We start from the raw sequence: 16,965 nt of genomic DNA, 5'->3' as shown, positions 1-16,965 counted from the left end.
CCCATGGACATTCTTAACCCTTTACCCGCCGATGTGCGCTGCCCGTGCGGCACCGGCTTAACCTTTGGCGAATGCTGCAAGAAATACCACGATGGCACCCCCGCGCCTACGGCGGAAACTCTCATGCGTTCACGTTTTAGCGCTTTTGTTACCGGTGACGAAGCATACTTGCTGCGCACCTGGGATCCAGCAACGCGCCCAGATTCGCTTGACTTCGAGGAAATTTTTGCCGCAGAACACGGCGTTCGTTTCTATCGCTTGGACATTGTCGACACGGTCGCGGGCTCGCCTCTCGATGACACCGGCATCGTCGAATTTGACGCTTATTACAAAGGCACCACCTCAGGTTCTCAGCGGGAGCGTTCAACTTTTCACCGCATGCAGCTACGCGATGGTTTCCCACGTGAATGGGTCTATTCCACCGGTGATATCAGCTAAACCGGGGGTTATTTTCCCTTCGAAATGCCAATCATGTAATCTCTAAGTCGTTGGTTTATTTTAAACCAACGGCGGACTATGGCGCAGCTTGGTAGCGCACTACACTGGGGGTGTAGGGGTCGCAGGTTCAAATCCTGTTAGTCCGACAGAAAATACCTCGCTCACACGGATTAAGCCGGTGAGCAAGGTATTTTCTATTGGTATGGATGAACGTAGTTCTTAACGCTTATCCATGTGGTAGCTGATTTCTTCGCTACTTGTCGTCGTTGGAGCCAAGTGTATCGTCGATCTTGTCGCGTGCGGTATCAACCTTGTCCGCGTGTTCTTCGCCGACCTTGTCCTTGGCGAAGCCTTCTCCCTTGTCCAAGTGCTCGTCGAGCTTGCCGTCCTTAGCAGTCTCAGATGCCTTGTTCTTTGCCTCGTCAAAAATACCCATTGTTGAAACACTCCTTAATACAAAATGCTTTGTCGTCGAATTATTACTTCATCAGGTCGTGCAATTCCCCACGATAAACACATCCGGAGAATCTCGCCATGAAAATCTTCTGAAAATTCGCGCAAAATTACCTAACTGACACACTCTTAACCACTTTGTGACCCGCATCCCTTGCCTCTTATGCGTGCTGAATTTACCCCCGAAAAAACGCTCATTGCCGTGGATCGATGCCGAGGATTTGCGTCGGGCGGTGTTAGGGTCGAATAATCACATTTAGTGGCCGGTTATCACGAATTTATTTCGATGAAATCTTTCTAAAATATATGACCGATCTTCACTGTGGTTGGTTCTTTCTCACCGGCTGTGGTCGTTGATAAGTCCTCGGCTGCTGGATTTTAAGCACGATGTGAAAGAAAGCTTCAAGGAGTCCCACCCGCATGACGCAAACCGAAACCCCGCCGCACCATCCCAAGGCCATAAACACCAACTGGATAATATCCCTCTTCGGTACCGCCGTGGGTGCAGGTATCTTGTTCCTGCCGATCAACGCTGGCGGTTTCGGATTTTGGCCATTGCTGATTGCCACCGTGCTCATCGGTCCGATGACATTTCTTTCGCACCGCGCACTCTCACGCATGATGAGCGCGTCGCCAAAGCCCGGCGTGGACATCACTGGGGTGGTAACCAGTTATTTCGGCCAGGGCGCCGGCGCGGTCATTTCTGTGCTGTACTTCCTAGCGATCTACCCCATCGTCTTAATCTACGGTGTCTCCATTACCAACACCGTCGATAGCTTCATCGTCAATCAGCTTGGCGGGCCTTCGATTCCGCGCTGGCTGCTGTCACTGTTGCTTGTCGGAGGCATGACCTTAGTCTTTGCATACGGCCAGCGTTTGATGCTGATTGTTACGCAGATTATCGTCTATCCACTCATCGTCTTCCTCGCGGCGGTCTCCTTCTATCTCGTGCCACAGTGGGACTTTTCCAGCTTCTATGAAACGGAAGGCACTACCTCCGGGATCTGGGCAGTCGTCATGATTTTGCCGGTGCTAGTCTTTTCCTTCAACCACTCCCCGGCTATCTCGCAGTTCACCCTGGCAATGCAACGCACCTGGGGCAAGGGCGCGGAGAAGAATGCGTCGAAGGTTCTCGGCATCACCGGCATCTTGCTCACGATTTTCACCATGTTCTTCGTGTGGTCATGTGCTCTGGCAGTCGGCGGTGACGGTCTTGCGCAAGCACGTGAGCAAAACATTCCCGTGATGTCTTATATCGCTAACACCACCGGCGTGCCAATCATGGCATTGCTATCTCCTATCGTGGCCATCCTTGCCATTGTCTCCTCCTACTTTGGCCATGCCCTCGGCGCTGCAGAGGGCGCACGTTTCATCGTCAAGAAATTTGTCCCTAGTATTAGCAACAAGCTGTCGATGACCACGTTGACCGTGGCTGTCAATGTTTTCATCTTCTTAACCGCATGGGCCGCAGCGATTGCGAATCCCTCGATTTTGGCGCTCATTGAATCCATCGGTGGACCATTCATTGCTATGATCTTGTACATCATGCCGATGTATGCGATGTATAAAGTCCCAGCGCTTAATCGTTTCCGCAATCACTGGACTGCTGCATTCGTCGTTTTCACGGGCATCGCCACCATTTCCGCCGCAATCGTAGGACTATTTTTGTGACATCTAGCTTTGGGCTATTTTGGCCAGGTAAAGAAGATGCCTTGAAACAGGCATCTCTTCCTGCCAAGGCTTCGGCGAGCAAGGCTTCGCCAACCCAAACAGATCTCTCTCACCCCGACGGAAATATTTTATACGCGGGTGACAACCTCGACGCCTTAAAATCTCTGGCCGCGCACTCGCCTGCCAGCGTTGACGTTATCTATATCGACCCGCCTTATAACACCGGCCGGGACTTTTTATACCGCGATAATTACCGTAACCGCCGTGAACACCGTTCGACGGATCACGGCCAATGGCATGCACAGTGGCTGTCGATGATGACGCCTCGGCTGATACTCGCTTGGCAGTTGCTCGCTCCGACTGGCCATATTTTTATCTCCATTGGTGAAGACGAAGTAGCTCACCTTCGCATGCTTGCCGATGAGCTTTTTGGCCAAGCGAATTTCGCCAACCAATTCATCTGGAAGAAAGGCGGCACGGGTAAAAACGATTCCCGTTTCGCCATCACCGAACACGAATATGTTCTGGCCTATGCCCGCTCGGCCGAATCCCCCGGCTTCAACACAGATCCACAAGGCCATACCACCACCAAATACAACTTTCACGATGACAAAGGCGCTTACTCCCTGGTGCGTTTGGATTCTAAAACCTTGGGCTATGTCCCCTCACTGGATTTTGCTATCCACGATGCCGAGGGTCAAGAGTATCTCCCGCATCAACCAGCCGGGCAAACGCAGGTTGCACGCTGGCGCTGGAGCAAAGAAAAAGTTGCCGAGAACTACGAAGACCTGGTCTTTCGCCGCGGCTTTGTGTATACGAAAAACTATCAGAAGCAAGGTGCGCGCCCGCGCAGTATTTTAGACGGCGAACGCTTTGGGGTAACGCGCTCTGGACGCCGCGATGCCGAATCTGCATTGGGGATTTCGGGCATCTTTGATTTTCCCAAGCCAGTTCGCTTGATTAAATATCTTGTTGATATTGGCGGGCCCAAAGATGCCAAGGTCTTAGATTTCTTCGCGGGTTCAGGCACGACTGCGCAGGCGGTAGCTGAGCTCAATGAGGCTGACGGCGGCACCCGGACAGTACAGCTGATGCAATTGCCAGAGCCGACCGCAAAAAGTAGCGCGGCGCACCGGGCGGGTTTTGAAACCATCGCCGATATTTGCTGGGCGCGCATGCACGCTGCTGGACTGCAGGCACAAAGAATCGAGCTTAGCTAGCGCTAAAGTCTTCATCTTCCATAGTTCCGGTTTCCACGGTGCGGGCTTCTTCCATACCAGCGGGACGTCCTGGGATGGAAAAGAAGTCCAAGACCTTATCGGTGGCAAAGCCAAAGCCTACATCGCTGGCATCGTCATAGTTGCCACCGGGCCAGACATGTTTGCCGCCACCGATGCGGATGTGTTGAACCGGATACTGACATTGCTCCCACTGCACCAAGAGCGCATTATTAGCCAGGCGCTCAGTGTTGAGATTGCCTTCGCAGCGGTTGCGCTGGGCATCCATGGAAACTACTTCAGGAACTGAAACATAGCGTTCCTTGTGGCGGGTTCCGCCGTAGTAATCCACGACTGGGTCCAACGTGCCGTGCATATCGAGCCGGCCGACTGGTTCACCCTTACAGGAGGCGTGAATAGCCTGGTAATACGCAGCTGAGACTGTCGCTACAGATTTGAAAACATCCGGCATCTGGCAGCCAAGGTAGGCAGCAAATCCGCCGCCATTGGACATGCCAGTGGCATAGATGCGTTCATCATCGACTGCGTAAGTGGCACGGAGCGAATCCACGATATCGCGGACAAACTGGGTATCTTCTGCACCGGTGGTTTTGGCATAAGGAGCTGGTGCCCACGCACGGTCTTCACCCGCGGGATAAGCCACGATGGCATCGGCAGCATCTAATTCCGTATAACGCTGCATCATCTCAGCGGTTTCTTTCCAACCATGGAAAGCCAGCACGACTGGCCACTTCTTGCCCGGTTGATAAGAGCTGGGCACATGCAGGATAAATTTCCGGCCCGAGGCAAGATTGATGGTTTGTGAAGAGCCTGGCTCAGGCCCTGCTAAAGGCGCAGAGGTAGGAAGTCCCAAGTCATAAGTGCCAGGGTTTGCTTCCGATTCGCTGCTAACAGCCGTCGAGCTCTCACCTGAAAGCGAGGAGGTTTCACCACGCGATGACACCTCCGAGCATGAGGCCAAGGTCGCAGTCAGCACTACCGCAGACAAAACAAGGGTGATCTTTTTAGCTGCAGCACGCCCGAAATGGCTGGTTGTGTGCACCTGAACTCCTCATTATTGATGATCTGCGTATCACTTTGATGACTTTGTCAGCCCCTATTGTCTACCACGCTGCCAAGCCGTCCAAAGCTGCTGGTAACGGCCATCAAATTCTAACAACTGCGCATGGGTTCCCCGCTCTACGACGCGTCCGTTGTCCATCACTAAAATTTCATCGGCACGCGATGCCTGATCCAACCTGTGTGCGACCACCAGTGCGGCACGGTCTTTGGCCAATTCCTCCGCTGCATCCTGCAACGATTGCGCACCTTGTGAACCTGCCTCGGCGGTGGCTTCGTCCATGACGACCACGCGTGGATTTAACAACATCACACGTGCAAGTGCTAACTGCTGTGCGGCAACCGGTTCCAATTGCAGGCCTTGAGCGCCGACTACGGTATCGAGGCCATCCGCCAACTGATGGAACCAGTCCGCGTTAACGCGGTCGAGGACTGCGATCATCTCGTCATCGGTGGCTTCTGGTTGCGCCAGGCTTAAGTCCTCGCGCAGGGTGCCGGAAAAGACGTGGACTTCTTGAGAGACCATCGCTAAGCGGGCAACGCGTTCTGAATCCGACAAAGAGGTTACTTCTACCCCATCGACTTTCACGGTTCCTGAATCTGGCACCCGCAGACCGGCGAGCAAAGCCGCGACGGTGGTTTTGCCCGCGCCGGAGGCACCGACGACGGCAACGGTTTTCCCAGGGTCAATGCTTAGTGAGACATCTTCTACTGCCCAGCCTTGGCCATAGGAAAATGAGACATCGTGGACTTCCACGTGGCCTTCTTTTGGCGGAGCACCAGCTGGCTTGGTGGGCTGCGGTGGATTGACCACCACGCCGGCGATGCGCGCCAAGGAGGCATAGCCCGATTGGATCGTATCCAGCACGCGCATCAGACCCATCAGTGGTCCCCGCAGACGAATCAGCATGAGCATCGCGCCGGTCACGGCACCTACGGTCATAGCACCTGATTGCACAGTGAGATAACCCACCAGCAACCCAGCCCCCAGCATGACAAACTCCACCGAGGTCATCCACAGCTGCAGAATAAGCATGGTCTTTCGGGCTGAGTAACCATGCTCGACTACGTCCCAGGAAGCAGTATGGATTCGGTCATGCATGGATTTTTCCATGCCAAAAGCACGCACGGTGGCGCGTCCACGGATAGCTTCAAGCACCCGGCGTGCACGATCAGCCATCGATGCTCGCTCGGCGGCGTAGCGTCCAGGGGCAACACGCAGATACCGTCGCGCGGCAATGACATAAATGGGAGCAGCAGCGACAATGACGAGCAAGAATTGCCAGTCCAGAGTAACGAGGGCGATGGCGGTGGTGATGATTGCAAAACCGGAGTTTGCCAAAATCGGGACGGTCTCAGTCACTGCCGCCGATAGCTCCGCAACATCATCGGTGGACCGGGATACTAAATCGCCGGAGCCAGCATCTTCCACGCGGTGGACTGGCAGCCCCAAGGCCGTACCCACCATGTCTTCACGCAAATTAGCGATTACGCGCTCCGTCAATCGCGAGAGCACGAAAAAGCCCCAAGCAGAAAAAGCAGCGGCAGCAAATGCTGCGATAACTAGCTCTGCCGTAATCCTCAGCAAACTAGTGCTACTAGCTGAAATGACCACATCGACGATACGGCCGAGCTGGATTGGAATCCAGATATTGGCCACCGCGCCAAGAGCAAGCAGCACAATAGCGAAAAGAAACTGCTGAGTTGCCTTTGGCACTTCCCGCAAGTGCCTGCTTAAGACCTTGCGGGTTTGGGGCCAGGTAGCGGTAGGAAAACGCATACTCATATCTACTTCGCTCCTACTTCTACGGCCTGCCAGGCAGGCGCATTGGTATAGACGATGGTCGGCTTGTCCGCGCGCGCTGCTGCGACTCGCTCGGCGATGGTCTGCTCAGTAACGGAGTCCACCGCCGTGGTGGGATCTTGCAGAATCAGAATCTCGGCATCGGCAGCAATAGCGCGCGCCAGCGCCACACGCTGGCGCTGACCACCGGATAGATGGCCGCCGTTTTCACCGACCTCGCGGTCAAAACCTCCCGGAATATCTTCCGCTGCGGCTATCTCTAGCGCCCACATAGCCCGCTCGCGGTCCGGGTGAACATTGTCCAACACGGTGCCTTCAAAAATATCGGCATCATGAGGTGCCACCAGGTATTTCTCCCGCGGCATATTGACTAATTCCGCAGGCGGCATTTCCGAGACCACGGTGATTCCAGGACGCAGAGCGGGTAGGGACGGATAGGAGGTGCTAAAGGAGGCGTCGGCAAGCAAAAGCTCTTGAATACGCCGTCCGGAGGCTTGCGCGGTTGCCCACCGCGATGCAATATTCTTACCCAGCATCGTCATCGGGGTGATGATAAATTGCGTCAAGCCAACCACCGTGATGAGCTCCCCGACTGTCATCATCTCAGCCAGTGCCATGACACCGGAGACGACACCGACGATGATGACGTAGAAAGCCCCAGCGGTTTCCGTCACAGCATTCAGGCGCGCCTGCGCCCCATTAGCCGCAACTGTCTTTTCATAAGCCTTGTCTGAGACCACCTCATAACGCGAACGCACGGTATCCACCGCGCCCAGGCCTTTGAGGATTCGAAGCCCTTGCACGACATCGGTCGCCGTGGCTGAGGCAGCTGCCAAAGCTCGCTGACGCGCCCCGGAGCGTTTGCGCAGCGGAGTAGCCGACTTCAGAGAAATCATCACGACCACAGGCCCGCCAAGCAGCACACCCAAACCTAGGGGAAGATTGACGCTGGAGACCATAGCGGCAACATAGATAATGGATGTGATCTCTGCGAAGGGAAAGACCGTCATTATTACGGCATCTGCCACACGCTGCGTATCTGAGGAGGCAATCGCCAACAACTCACCTGCGGTGCGCTGCTTGCCTGCCATGCCCTTGGGGTGAGAAATGCGGTCTGTGACCGTCATACGCAACACATGCCCGATTTCTAGACCTGCACGTTGAAATAGTGCCCGCCCAAACCAGCCGGCCGCGGCGTTGACAATAAATATCCCGAGTAATATAACCACCCACACCCACAACGTGGATATGCTTCCCACAGCAATTGCCCGGTCGATAGCCTGGCCCACGACAACTGGGGTCAAGCCATTACAGACAAAAGTTAAAGAAATTAGAATTGCTGCGGGAATGGTACGTTCTTTGCGGGAAAATATGGTTTTTAAAAGCCACCGCGGATCGTTTGCCTGTGGAAGAGCAGACACTAAAACACCTCACCCACTATCGAAATCTTAAAAAATAATATGATGCATCAACCTCTTCAGCCTAGCCCAGAACACTATCCCAGCTACCGGCCTCCCTCGCGCAAGCAAAACCCCAGGTTTGCAACCGCGCAGCATAAAGAAACATTGGCGAAGGCATTTCATGCTGGAGCTGATCTTTATGATGAAATCCGACCTGAGTACCCCAGCTTCATCGGCAAGCTAGCATCAGGTAAGCGGGCACTCGATATCGGTGCTGGAACCGGTAAGCTTACCCTTAGTTTGCCGCATGACTTAGTTGTCGCCTGCGATCCATCCCCCGATATGGTGCGTGTTTTACAATCCCACGGCATTAGCTGTTGGCGTGGCACCGCTGAGGATTTAGCAGTGGCTTCAGGATCCATCGATGCAGTATTTTGTGCACAGGCATGGCACTGGGTTGATGCGCAGGCCACCTGCCTAGAGCTTCACCGCGTCTTAACCCCTGGTGGTAAAGCAGTATTAGTCTGGAACACCATTGATGTCCACGCGGACCCATGGGTGCTGCGGCTGACCCGCATCATGCATTCCGGCGATGTTCAGCGTCCTGACTTTAAACCAGAAGTGCACCAGCCCTTAGTTATTTCTGAAGTGCACCACGACTTTTGGCAGCAGACGTTAAAAGCCGAGCAATTGCATACCTTGATGCACTCGCGGTCTTATTGGCTGCGCGCAAATGAGAAGACCCGACAACGCATGACCGGCAACCTTAACTGGTACCTCTATGAGCATATGGGCTTTCAACCTGGGACGGAGGTAAAAATCCCCTACCGAACGGACGCATTTGTTTTAAGCCGTTATGCTGGATAAGACGAAAAACATACACAACGCTTATCTTAAGGACTGATCAAGTGAGCTCCGAAGAACCTACCATCGTTCCGGATACACCAGTTGAAGATCTAACGCTTGACCGAGTGGCAGAAATCTTTGACGACAAGCAATTAGTCTACCGCCTGGAGAATGTAGAAACTCCCGACGGAGACCCCGGTACCATCCTGCGCACAGGCTTTTCTAACGCAGCCATCGCCATGCAAATCCGCGATAACACTTTAGTTATTGACTCACTGTGGCGTGGCGCGTTTCCTACCGCCCAGGGCCCACAGGTTCTCATGCTGACCAATCAGTGGAACCAAGACAACTTTGCACCTACTTTGCGCTTTTTCGACAGCAGCGCCGAGGAACTCGCGGTCTCCGCATTCCGTGAGCTACATGTTGGCGCTGGCGTATCGCGCAACCAGCTTGATGCGTTCGTCATGACCACCATTGATGCCATCTTGGGTTCCTTTGAATGGATCGAACAGAAGCACCCTGACCTTGTGACCTGGGAAAGCGAGCACAACCATGACTAATCCACAAAACTCTGCATCCGAAACCTCGGTTGATAACGCGCTTCCTGCCGTTGACATCGACCGCATCATCGAAGCCATGGATTCTTTCGATATCAAGTTGGAAAAAGCACAAGGCGCCGACGCCGTTGCGATGGCTAACCTCAACGGCCTGAACATCATGTTCGCTTTGCTCCCATCCGTGGTCATCGTCCGCGCCGATGTTGGCACTGATGCTTCCTTTGCTAATGCCGATGCTGGCCTGTTCTTGGCTGCAGGCCAGATCAACACCGTCTCTTTCGGCGCACGCGCGGTCATCACCGAACACGAAGACCAACTCATCGTTCGTACGGAGCGCGAATTTACCCACTTGGCAGGGCTTAACGATGAGCAGCTGAAGCAGTCACTCAAGGTCGCCGTCGATGGTGTCTTGGCCGCCCAGGACGCACTCGTAGCAGCTGCCGAAGAGATGGCGAAGCTCGGTTCTGAAACCGCCCAAGAAGAAACCGGTTCCAACTAGCACTAGGTTTGACTAGTGCCAATGTATAAAGCGCCCACCCTCGTCATGTGATGCAGGGATGGGCGCCTATTAATGTGCACGTTTTTAAGGTGCACGTTGAGGTTGCTATTCGGAGTCGAGAATCCGCTGGCGCTCAACTTCGGGGTCAAAATCTGCCTCTGGCCAATCCAGCTCCATCTTGCGAAGCTCATCCAGGATCAGGAATTTCAACGCCATGCGGGCATAAGGCTTGCTATCTGAAGGCAGGACATACCACGGCGCGTGATCTGCGTCAGTACGATTGATGGCATCGGCATAAGCCTGCGAATACTCATGCCAAAAGCCGCGCTCAGTAACGTCCCCATCGTCATATTTCCAGTGCTTCTTTGGATTTTCGACGCGCTCTAGGAGATTTTCGGTTTGGAACTCTTTCGAGATGTGCAAAAAGATCTTGAGGATACGAACATTGGCATCGGCAAGTTCTTTTTCATACTCCCGGATAGCTTCAAACCGCCGGTCGATCTCTGCTTCATCGACCCAGCTGTGCACCCGTTGTGTCACCACGTCTTCATAATGAGAACGGTCAAAAGCCACGACTTGGCCAGGCAGAGGATCGTGTTTGCGGATGCGCCACAAAAAGTCGTGCTTGAGCTCTTCGTCAGTAGGCTTGCCGAAACTCAAGGTCGTAGTTCCTTGCGGGTCAAAGACCGAAAAGACAGATTTTACTGCGCCGCCCTTGCCCGAGGTATCCATGCCCTGCAGCACAACCAAGATGGATGGCGCGTCTTTTCCAAGCGCACGAGCATTCGCAAAAAGCAGCTCCTGCAGGTCACTTAATTCCTCATCAAAGCGCTTTGCCTGCTTCTTTAAGGCCTTGGCGTTGCCGTCAAAACCGGGTGTGGCCCTCGGGTCAGAATCATCGAAATTAAAGGGCGTGGAAACACGCAACTTGCGGGCATCTTTAACTTTGAATTTACTCATCTTACCCACCTTACTTAAGGAAACGCCTTCGCCCTGCCCATTTTCCTAAGAAAGGTTTATGGGCAGGGCGAAATCTTCAAGGTCAAGCGGTGCGACTACTACTCAGACTCAGAGTCAATGCTCTCCTGCTCAGAAGCCTCTGGCTCTTCAGCCTCGATATTCATCGGGTTATCCTCGGAGCGGGAATGCGCAACATCGTCAAGCACTGCGTTGATGTACGGTGCTGCTGCATCGGTCGAGTACTCGCTGGCGAGCTCCACGCCTTCGGTTACTGCCGTAGCCAGGTCAATCTCATCCGAGTTGAACAGCAATTCCCACACTGCAACGCGCATAATTGCACGATCGACAGCCGGGATGCGGTACAGCTCCCAGTCCTGCGCCAAGAAGCGCTCGATGGTCGCATCGATTGTGTCCAATTCTTCAGCAACGCCGGCGACTAGCACCTTGGTGTATTCAGCAACAGGTGCGACACCGTGCTCGTCTTCACGAGCCAACTTCACGCGGTCTTCGACGATAGCTACGGGGTCGACGTCGCGATTTTCTGCCTCGTACATAATGTCGGCAGCACGACGACGCGCGCGGTAACGAGCACCATGACGGCGCTGCTTAGGCACACGGTGAGACTCAGGCTTTGCGTCCAGAACATGTGGGTTTGGTTCCTTATCAGAACCAGACCCGTCATTGATACGTTCTTCAGCCACGACTAGTTGCTCACACGGGACTGGTACTCGCCAGTGCGGGTATCAATCCGGACGACGTTGCCGATTTCGATGAACAAAGGAACTTGGATCTCAGCTCCGGTTTCCAAAGTTGCTGGCTTGGTGCCACCGGAAGAACGGTCACCCTGCAGACCCGGTTCGGTGTGCTCAATTTTCAGCTCTACGGAAATAGGAAGCTCTGCGAAAAGTGCATCACCTTCGTAGAAGGAAACCTGTACACGCATGTTTTCCTGCAGGAACTTCGCTGCGTTACCGAACTTGTCAGCAGGCAACTCAACCTGCTCGTAGTTGGTGTCGTCCATAACAACATAGCTGGTGCCATCGTTGTACAGGTAAGTCATATCGCGACGGTCAACCGTAGCGGTCTCAACCTTGGTGCCGGCACTCCAAGTCTTGTCGGTTACCTTGCCGGTAACAACATCCTTGAGCTTGCTGCGTACGAAAGCTGGGCCCTTGCCCGGCTTAACGTGCTGAAACTCGATAATCTGCTGAAGCTTGTTATCAATTTTGAGAACAAGTCCATTCTTGAAGTCGCTGGTGTCTGCCACGAGATTCTCCTGTGATGGTTCGTGTAAAAGTACGGTCTACTATCCTACTACACTGCGGTGTCCACACGTTACTGGACTAAAACAAGGTCATTTTAGCAACCGTGCAACATAGTCCTCATCGTTACTAAATGATCCGCAATTCTTTGGACATCGGGGTAATAATCTTCGGCGCCCCAGAAGTAATAATCAGGGTGTCTTCGATGCGGACGCCGCCTTTACCGGGGACATAAATACCCGGTTCGATGGTGAGCGTCATGTTCTCTTCCAAATAACCCTTACCGGTTACCGCTGCTGAAGGCCCTTCATGCACGTGAAGACCAATGCCGTGGCCTGTGGAGTGCACGAAGTATTCACCAAAGCCAGCATCTTCGATAATGGAGCGGCACGCGCGATCCACATCGTAAAGAGCGGTTCCCGGACGAGCTGCTGCTACGCCGGCGAGCTGTGCTTCTAAGACAACGTCGTAGATTTCCTTGGCAAAGTCCGTGACCTCGCCTGCTACGAAGGTGCGGGTCATATCGGAGTTAAACCCATGCAAGTGCGCACCGAAATCGATGGTGACCAAATCACCATTAGCAATCACGCGGTCTTCAGCACCGTGGTGTGGTTTCGCGGAATTAGGACCGGAAGCGACGATGGTGTCAAAGCTGACGCGCTCAGCACCAGCCTTGCGCATGCGGTATTCCAGATCCGCTGCAACTTGACGTTCGGTGCGGCCAATAGCCAGCTCCCCTGCCTCCAGTAAGTCTTCGAGGGCATTATTGGCCAATAAAGCAATCTCTTCGAGGCGCTGGAGCTCGTAGTAATCCTTTTTCTCACGCTGCTTTTCAATCACACCGGAAACAGGCACCAACGTAATATCTTCCGGGCAGGCCTCTTCCAACTTTTTAAATTCCTCAACGGAAACATAGGCCGCTTCGAAGCCCACGCGTTGTGGACCTTCCAGGCCTTCCAAAAGATTCGGTCCCACGCGACGCTGAATGGTTGCCTTGATATCAGGGACTTCTTCAGCAATCTGAGTGGTGTAGCGGCCATCGGTAGTCACGACAGCAGAGAGATCCTTGCGCAAGAGCAAGGCACCATTGGATCCGGAAAAGCCGGTTAGATAGCGCATATGGGTCAAGTCAGTAACTAAAATTGCATCGATGCGCTGCGCTGCCAACGTAGCAGCCAATGCCCGGCGGCGATTGCTAAAGCGAGTATCTGCCAAACCCATAATTACTATCTATCCTTTTCTCTCACGCCCGAGGCTTTCTTAGTCCTGCAAAACACCTCAGGCTGATGAATTTTTAATTAGCGTCGAATACTTCTGTAGCTTAGCTGCCTAAGCATCCTTTGGGGTGAGATCTTGGGTGAAAAATCCCAAGGCTGCAACGTAGCCATACACACCCAAACCAGCGATAACGCCGCGGGCTTTATCGGAAAGGTAGGAGTGCCGGCGGAAAGGCTCACGCGCGTGCACGTTAGAGATGTGTACTTCCACATAACCTTGGCCGTCGGCAATTTCGGCCAACGCGTCGCGTAAAGCTACCGACGTGTGAGTAAAGGCGCCAGGGTTGATGATGACGGCGGCGTTGTCATCGGCAGCCGCGTGCACAGCATCAAGCAGTACGCCTTCGTGGTTGGACTGCACAAAATCCAATTCCACGCCTGCCTTGTCTGCGTGAGCGCGCACGAGTTTTTCAATATCGGCCAAAGTAGTAGTGCCGTAGATTTCCGGCTGACGCTTGCCCAAGCGGTTCAAGTTTGGTCCGTTGACTACAACAATCTTCATGTGGAAATCTTCCTTCTTTGTCGTTACTACAGTGGTTGCTACTGAGAAATCGCGTCGTAGGCGGCGCGAAGCTCATCGATGCTCGGGCCTTCCAGGCGCGTCGTGCTCCCCACACCAGTCAAGGCCACAAACCGGATGGTGCCGTGACGGTTTTTCTTATCGCGCGTCATGGCCTGGTACAGCTCGTCGAAATGACCAGGCTCATAAGTTGTAGGCAGGCCAATACTGTGAAGGATACGCTCATGTTGGGCAACCAGGGAGGCATCGATAAGCCCGCGAGCTTGTGACAAGTGTGCGATGAACATCAAGCCCACTGCCACTGCCTTGCCGTGGCGCCAGGAGTAGTTCTCCCGCAACTCCACCGCGTGGCCGAAAGTATGACCGTAGTTCAGCGTCTCCCGCAGACCGGCTTCCTTCAGGTCTTCACCAACGACCTTGGCCTTAACCGCTACGGAGCGCGCGATCAGCTCTGGCAGGAATCCGTCTGGATCCAAACACGCTGCAGGGTCTTGCTCATAACGTTCAATGATGACCGGGTCATGGATAAAGCCCGTCTTGATGATTTCAGCCGAGCCGGCAATGATTTCATCGGCAGGTAAAGTGCGCAGGCGCTCTAAGTCGATAAACACGGCGGAGGGCTCATGGAAGGCGCCGACGAGATTTTTACCCGCCGCGGTATTGATTCCTGTCTTGCCGCCGACTGCTGCGTCTACCATCGCTAACAAGGTGGTAGGAACCTGGATGACCTTGATGCCGCGCATCCAAGTCGCGGCAACGAAACCGGCCATATCGGTTACTGCTCCACCGCCAAGTCCCACGATTGCATCGGTGCGGGAGAAATTCTCCTCACCCAGGCGATCCCACAACTTAATCGGGTTAGCAACTTGCTTGCCTGCCTCGGCATCAGGTACTTCTTCCACGACGACCTGCAAGCCTTCGGCCTGCAAATGCTCGGCCAACTGCGCCGCCGGCGCAGCGATGCTGGGCTGGTGCACAACCATAACTTTGTCGGCACCTGTTGCCTTCGCGTGCTCTGCGATGCGCGCATCCAGGCCTTGGTCAATGACCACCTCGTAGGGAGCTGGTCCATTCACGGCGATTGTGGTCACTGTCATTGCCTTTCTGCGCTTTCACGCAAGGATTTAAGCAGGTGATTGAACAAAGTGTTTATAAACAAACGGTGTCGAGGAATCCCAGGATGTCCCCAACTACTTGCTGCGGGCTGCGGCCATCAGTACGGGCGCGGAAATTGGCTACCTCGCGGTAAAACTGCTTGCGCGCTTCAATGAGTTCGCGGTAGTGCTCCACGGGATCATCCGCTGCGAGTACCGGACGAGTAGATTCCCGCGCGGTGCGGCGTGCGCCTTCTTCCGCGGAGACATCGACAAGCACCACGGTGTGGTTTTCTAGAAGCTGGCGGGTCGTTTCCGTCAACACGGCACCACCACCAAGGGAAACTACGCCATCTGATGCCAAAGCTTCAGCAACGTGCTCGGCCTCAATCTCGCGGAATTTGGGTTCACCGAGATCGGAGAATACTTCGCCGCAAGACTTACCTTCTGCTTCTTCAATTAGCTGGTCAGAGTCCACTAAACCAACGTTGAGGGCACGGGATAAGCGCCTGCCGATGGTGGATTTGCCAGCACCAGGCGGGCCGACCAAGACCACGCGGGGGCGAGTAACCGCAGTCGGCTGCGGCGGGATATTGGGAAGAGTCATGATTAATTTTCCTGGTCAAAAGCCAAACGCTGTGCGACGTATTCTTGGTAAGCAGCGATATTACGCTTGGTTTCCTCGACGCTATCGCCACCGAATTTATCTAGGACCGCGCGTGCCAGCACCAAAGCCACCATGGCCTCGGCTACGACACCGGCAGCAGGAACAGCACACACATCAGAGCGTTGGTGGATACCAGTTGCTGCCTTACCGGTCGCCATATCCACGGTCTTCAGCGCGCGTGGCACGGTGGAAATTGGCTTCATGGCAGCGCGCACGCGCAGCTGCTGACCATTGGTCATGCCGCCTTCTAGGCCGCCAGCGCGGTTAGTGAGACGGTCAACGCCGTCTTCAGTGCGCACCATTTCATCGTGGGCCTGTGAGCCTGGGCGGCGAGCTTCTTCAAAGCCATCGCCAACTTCCACACCCTTGATGGCCTGGATGCCCATCAGTGCCGCAGCCAGTTGCGCATCCAAGCGGTCATCACCGGAGATGTGCGAGCCTAGGCCGATCGGAAGGCCATCGACAACAACCTCAACGATGCCGCCGAGGGTATCGCCTTGCTTCTTCGCTTTTTCAATCTCTGAAATCATGGATTCTTCAGCGGCCTTGTCAAAAGAGCGCACTGGAGATTCATCAATCGCACTAAGGTCATCAAAACTCGGTGCTGGGCCTTCGTACTTTTCAGAAGGTCCAATGGAAATCACGTGTGAAAGCACCTCGACGCCAAGGGTTTCACGCAGGAAGCTACGTGCCACGGTTGCCGCTGCAACACGCGCTGCGGTCTCACGTGCCGAAGAACGCTCCAAAATTGGGCGCGCTTCGGAGTGTCCGTACTTAATCATGCCGGCAAAGTCCGCATGACCTGGGCGCGGGCGGGTAAGTGGTGCGCCACGGCCCGATTCCATGGCCTTGACGTTTTCTGGATCTTCCATGTCCAGCTTTTCTGCGGACATGATCGTGGTCCACTTTGGCCACTCAGTGTTACCAATCATGATGGAGATTGGGCTGCCCAAGGTATATCCATGCCGAATGCCAGTGAGCAAAGTTAGTTCATCAGCTTCAAACTTCATGCGTGCACCGCGGCCATAGCCAAGGCGACGACGAGCAAGCTGGAATGAAATTTCATCACGGTCAACGGGTACCCCGGCCGGCATGTGCTCAAGCATCGCGATGAGCGCCTGGCCGTGGGATTCTCCTGCAGTAGTCCAACGAAGCATGCAAACCATTATCACATGTGGCAAACCTTAATGAACCATTTGGCTCCCCGTTTGATTCAGCAC

General features: G+C 54.3%; 18 protein-coding genes and 1 tRNA gene. 7 read left to right on the top strand and 12 right to left on the bottom strand.

Annotated features, from left to right (window positions below):
• Positions 1–3 precede the first annotated feature (3 nt).
• Together CSTAT_RS06270 and CSTAT_RS06265 are read left to right on the top strand one after the other, a co-directional pair.
• Complete coding sequence (locus CSTAT_RS06270) at positions 4–438, top strand: YchJ family protein (protein WP_075722839.1); 435 nt, start codon at positions 4–6, stop codon at positions 436–438.
• Between the two features lie 72 nt (positions 439–510).
• A tRNA-Pro gene (locus CSTAT_RS06265) sits at positions 511–584 on the top strand.
• Between the two features lie 107 nt (positions 585–691).
• Here the strand turns inward: CSTAT_RS06265 and CSTAT_RS06260 are convergent.
• Positions 692–874: an Rv0909 family putative TA system antitoxin gene (locus CSTAT_RS06260; protein WP_075722838.1), complete on the bottom strand. Its 183-nt coding sequence runs from the start codon at positions 872–874 to the stop codon at positions 692–694.
• A gap of 437 nt (positions 875–1,311) precedes the next feature.
• On the opposite strand from CSTAT_RS06260, the gene CSTAT_RS06255 reads away from it, so the two are divergent.
• Together CSTAT_RS06255 and CSTAT_RS06250 are read left to right on the top strand one after the other, a co-directional pair.
• Positions 1,312–2,562 (top strand): SLC5/6 family protein, encoded by a 1,251-nt coding sequence (locus tag CSTAT_RS06255; protein WP_075722837.1) that lies wholly within the window; start codon positions 1,312–1,314, stop codon positions 2,560–2,562.
• Complete coding sequence (locus CSTAT_RS06250; protein WP_075722836.1) at positions 2,559–3,782, top strand: site-specific DNA-methyltransferase; 1,224 nt, start codon at positions 2,559–2,561, stop codon at positions 3,780–3,782. The genes CSTAT_RS06255 and CSTAT_RS06250 overlap by 4 nt, the downstream gene beginning before the upstream one ends.
• Here the strand turns inward: CSTAT_RS06250 and CSTAT_RS06245 are convergent.
• From CSTAT_RS06245 to CSTAT_RS06235, 3 genes are read right to left on the bottom strand one after another with little or no spacing between them, the layout of a single operon-like run.
• Complete coding sequence (locus tag CSTAT_RS06245; protein ID WP_066793843.1) at positions 3,775–4,842, bottom strand: CE1 family esterase; 1,068 nt, start codon at positions 4,840–4,842, stop codon at positions 3,775–3,777. The genes CSTAT_RS06250 and CSTAT_RS06245 overlap by 8 nt on opposite strands.
• A gap of 54 nt (positions 4,843–4,896) precedes the next feature.
• Positions 4,897–6,645 carry an ABC transporter ATP-binding protein gene (locus CSTAT_RS06240; protein ID WP_075722835.1) on the bottom strand — a complete coding sequence of 583 codons (1,749 nt, stop codon included), beginning with the start codon at positions 6,643–6,645 and terminating at the stop codon, positions 4,897–4,899.
• A gap of 2 nt (positions 6,646–6,647) precedes the next feature.
• Positions 6,648–8,084, bottom strand: a complete 1,437-nt coding sequence (locus CSTAT_RS06235) for an ABC transporter transmembrane domain-containing protein (RefSeq protein WP_075722834.1) — start codon at positions 8,082–8,084, stop codon at positions 6,648–6,650.
• A gap of 144 nt (positions 8,085–8,228) precedes the next feature.
• On the opposite strand from CSTAT_RS06235, the gene CSTAT_RS06230 reads away from it, so the two are divergent.
• From CSTAT_RS06230 to CSTAT_RS06220, 3 genes are read left to right on the top strand one after another with little or no spacing between them, the layout of a single operon-like run.
• Complete coding sequence (locus CSTAT_RS06230) at positions 8,229–8,930, top strand: class I SAM-dependent methyltransferase (protein WP_336469898.1); 702 nt, start codon at positions 8,229–8,231, stop codon at positions 8,928–8,930.
• Positions 8,931–8,971: 41 nt separating this feature from the next.
• Positions 8,972–9,469, top strand: a complete 498-nt coding sequence (locus CSTAT_RS06225) for a YbjN domain-containing protein (protein ID WP_083640715.1) — start codon at positions 8,972–8,974, stop codon at positions 9,467–9,469.
• Positions 9,462–9,965, top strand: a complete 504-nt coding sequence (locus CSTAT_RS06220; RefSeq protein ID WP_066839904.1) for a hypothetical protein — start codon at positions 9,462–9,464, stop codon at positions 9,963–9,965. The genes CSTAT_RS06225 and CSTAT_RS06220 overlap by 8 nt, the downstream gene beginning before the upstream one ends.
• Positions 9,966–10,070: 105 nt before the next feature.
• Here the strand turns inward: CSTAT_RS06220 and CSTAT_RS06215 are convergent, their stop codons facing one another.
• From CSTAT_RS06215 to aroC, 8 genes are all read right to left on the bottom strand, one after another.
• Positions 10,071–10,925, bottom strand: coding sequence for a PPK2 family polyphosphate kinase (locus tag CSTAT_RS06215; protein ID WP_066793827.1), 855 nt, complete (start codon positions 10,923–10,925; stop codon positions 10,071–10,073).
• A 98-nt stretch (positions 10,926–11,023) separates the two neighbouring features.
• Entirely contained in the window at positions 11,024–11,539 is a 516-nt protein-coding gene (gene nusB / locus CSTAT_RS06210) for a transcription antitermination factor NusB (RefSeq protein WP_088859307.1), read from the bottom strand.
• Between the two features lie 89 nt (positions 11,540–11,628).
• Positions 11,629–12,192 (bottom strand): elongation factor P, encoded by a 564-nt coding sequence (gene efp / locus CSTAT_RS06205; protein ID WP_075722832.1) that lies wholly within the window; start codon positions 12,190–12,192, stop codon positions 11,629–11,631.
• 124 nt (positions 12,193–12,316) lie between these two features.
• Positions 12,317–13,408, bottom strand: a complete 1,092-nt coding sequence (locus tag CSTAT_RS06200; protein WP_075722831.1) for an aminopeptidase P family protein — start codon at positions 13,406–13,408, stop codon at positions 12,317–12,319.
• A 108-nt stretch (positions 13,409–13,516) separates the two neighbouring features.
• Positions 13,517–13,966 carry a type II 3-dehydroquinate dehydratase gene (gene aroQ / locus CSTAT_RS06195; RefSeq protein WP_075722830.1) on the bottom strand — a complete coding sequence of 150 codons (450 nt, stop codon included), beginning with the start codon at positions 13,964–13,966 and terminating at the stop codon, positions 13,517–13,519.
• Positions 13,967–14,004: 38 nt separating this feature from the next.
• A complete protein-coding gene (gene aroB / locus CSTAT_RS06190; protein WP_075722829.1) occupies positions 14,005–15,075 on the bottom strand; it encodes a 3-dehydroquinate synthase in 1,071 nt (356 codons plus the stop codon).
• Between the two features lie 58 nt (positions 15,076–15,133).
• Positions 15,134–15,685, bottom strand: a complete 552-nt coding sequence (locus tag CSTAT_RS06185) for a shikimate kinase (RefSeq protein WP_066793815.1) — start codon at positions 15,683–15,685, stop codon at positions 15,134–15,136.
• A 2-nt stretch (positions 15,686–15,687) separates the two neighbouring features.
• Positions 15,688–16,902, bottom strand: a complete 1,215-nt coding sequence (gene aroC, locus CSTAT_RS06180) for a chorismate synthase (protein ID WP_075722828.1) — start codon at positions 16,900–16,902, stop codon at positions 15,688–15,690.
• Positions 16,903–16,965: the final 63 nt, after the last annotated feature.

Source organism: Corynebacterium stationis (assembly GCF_001941345.1).
Classification (GTDB): Bacteria; Actinomycetota; Actinomycetes; order Mycobacteriales; family Mycobacteriaceae; genus Corynebacterium; species Corynebacterium stationis.
This window is presented reverse-complemented; position numbering and strand designations above follow the sequence as displayed.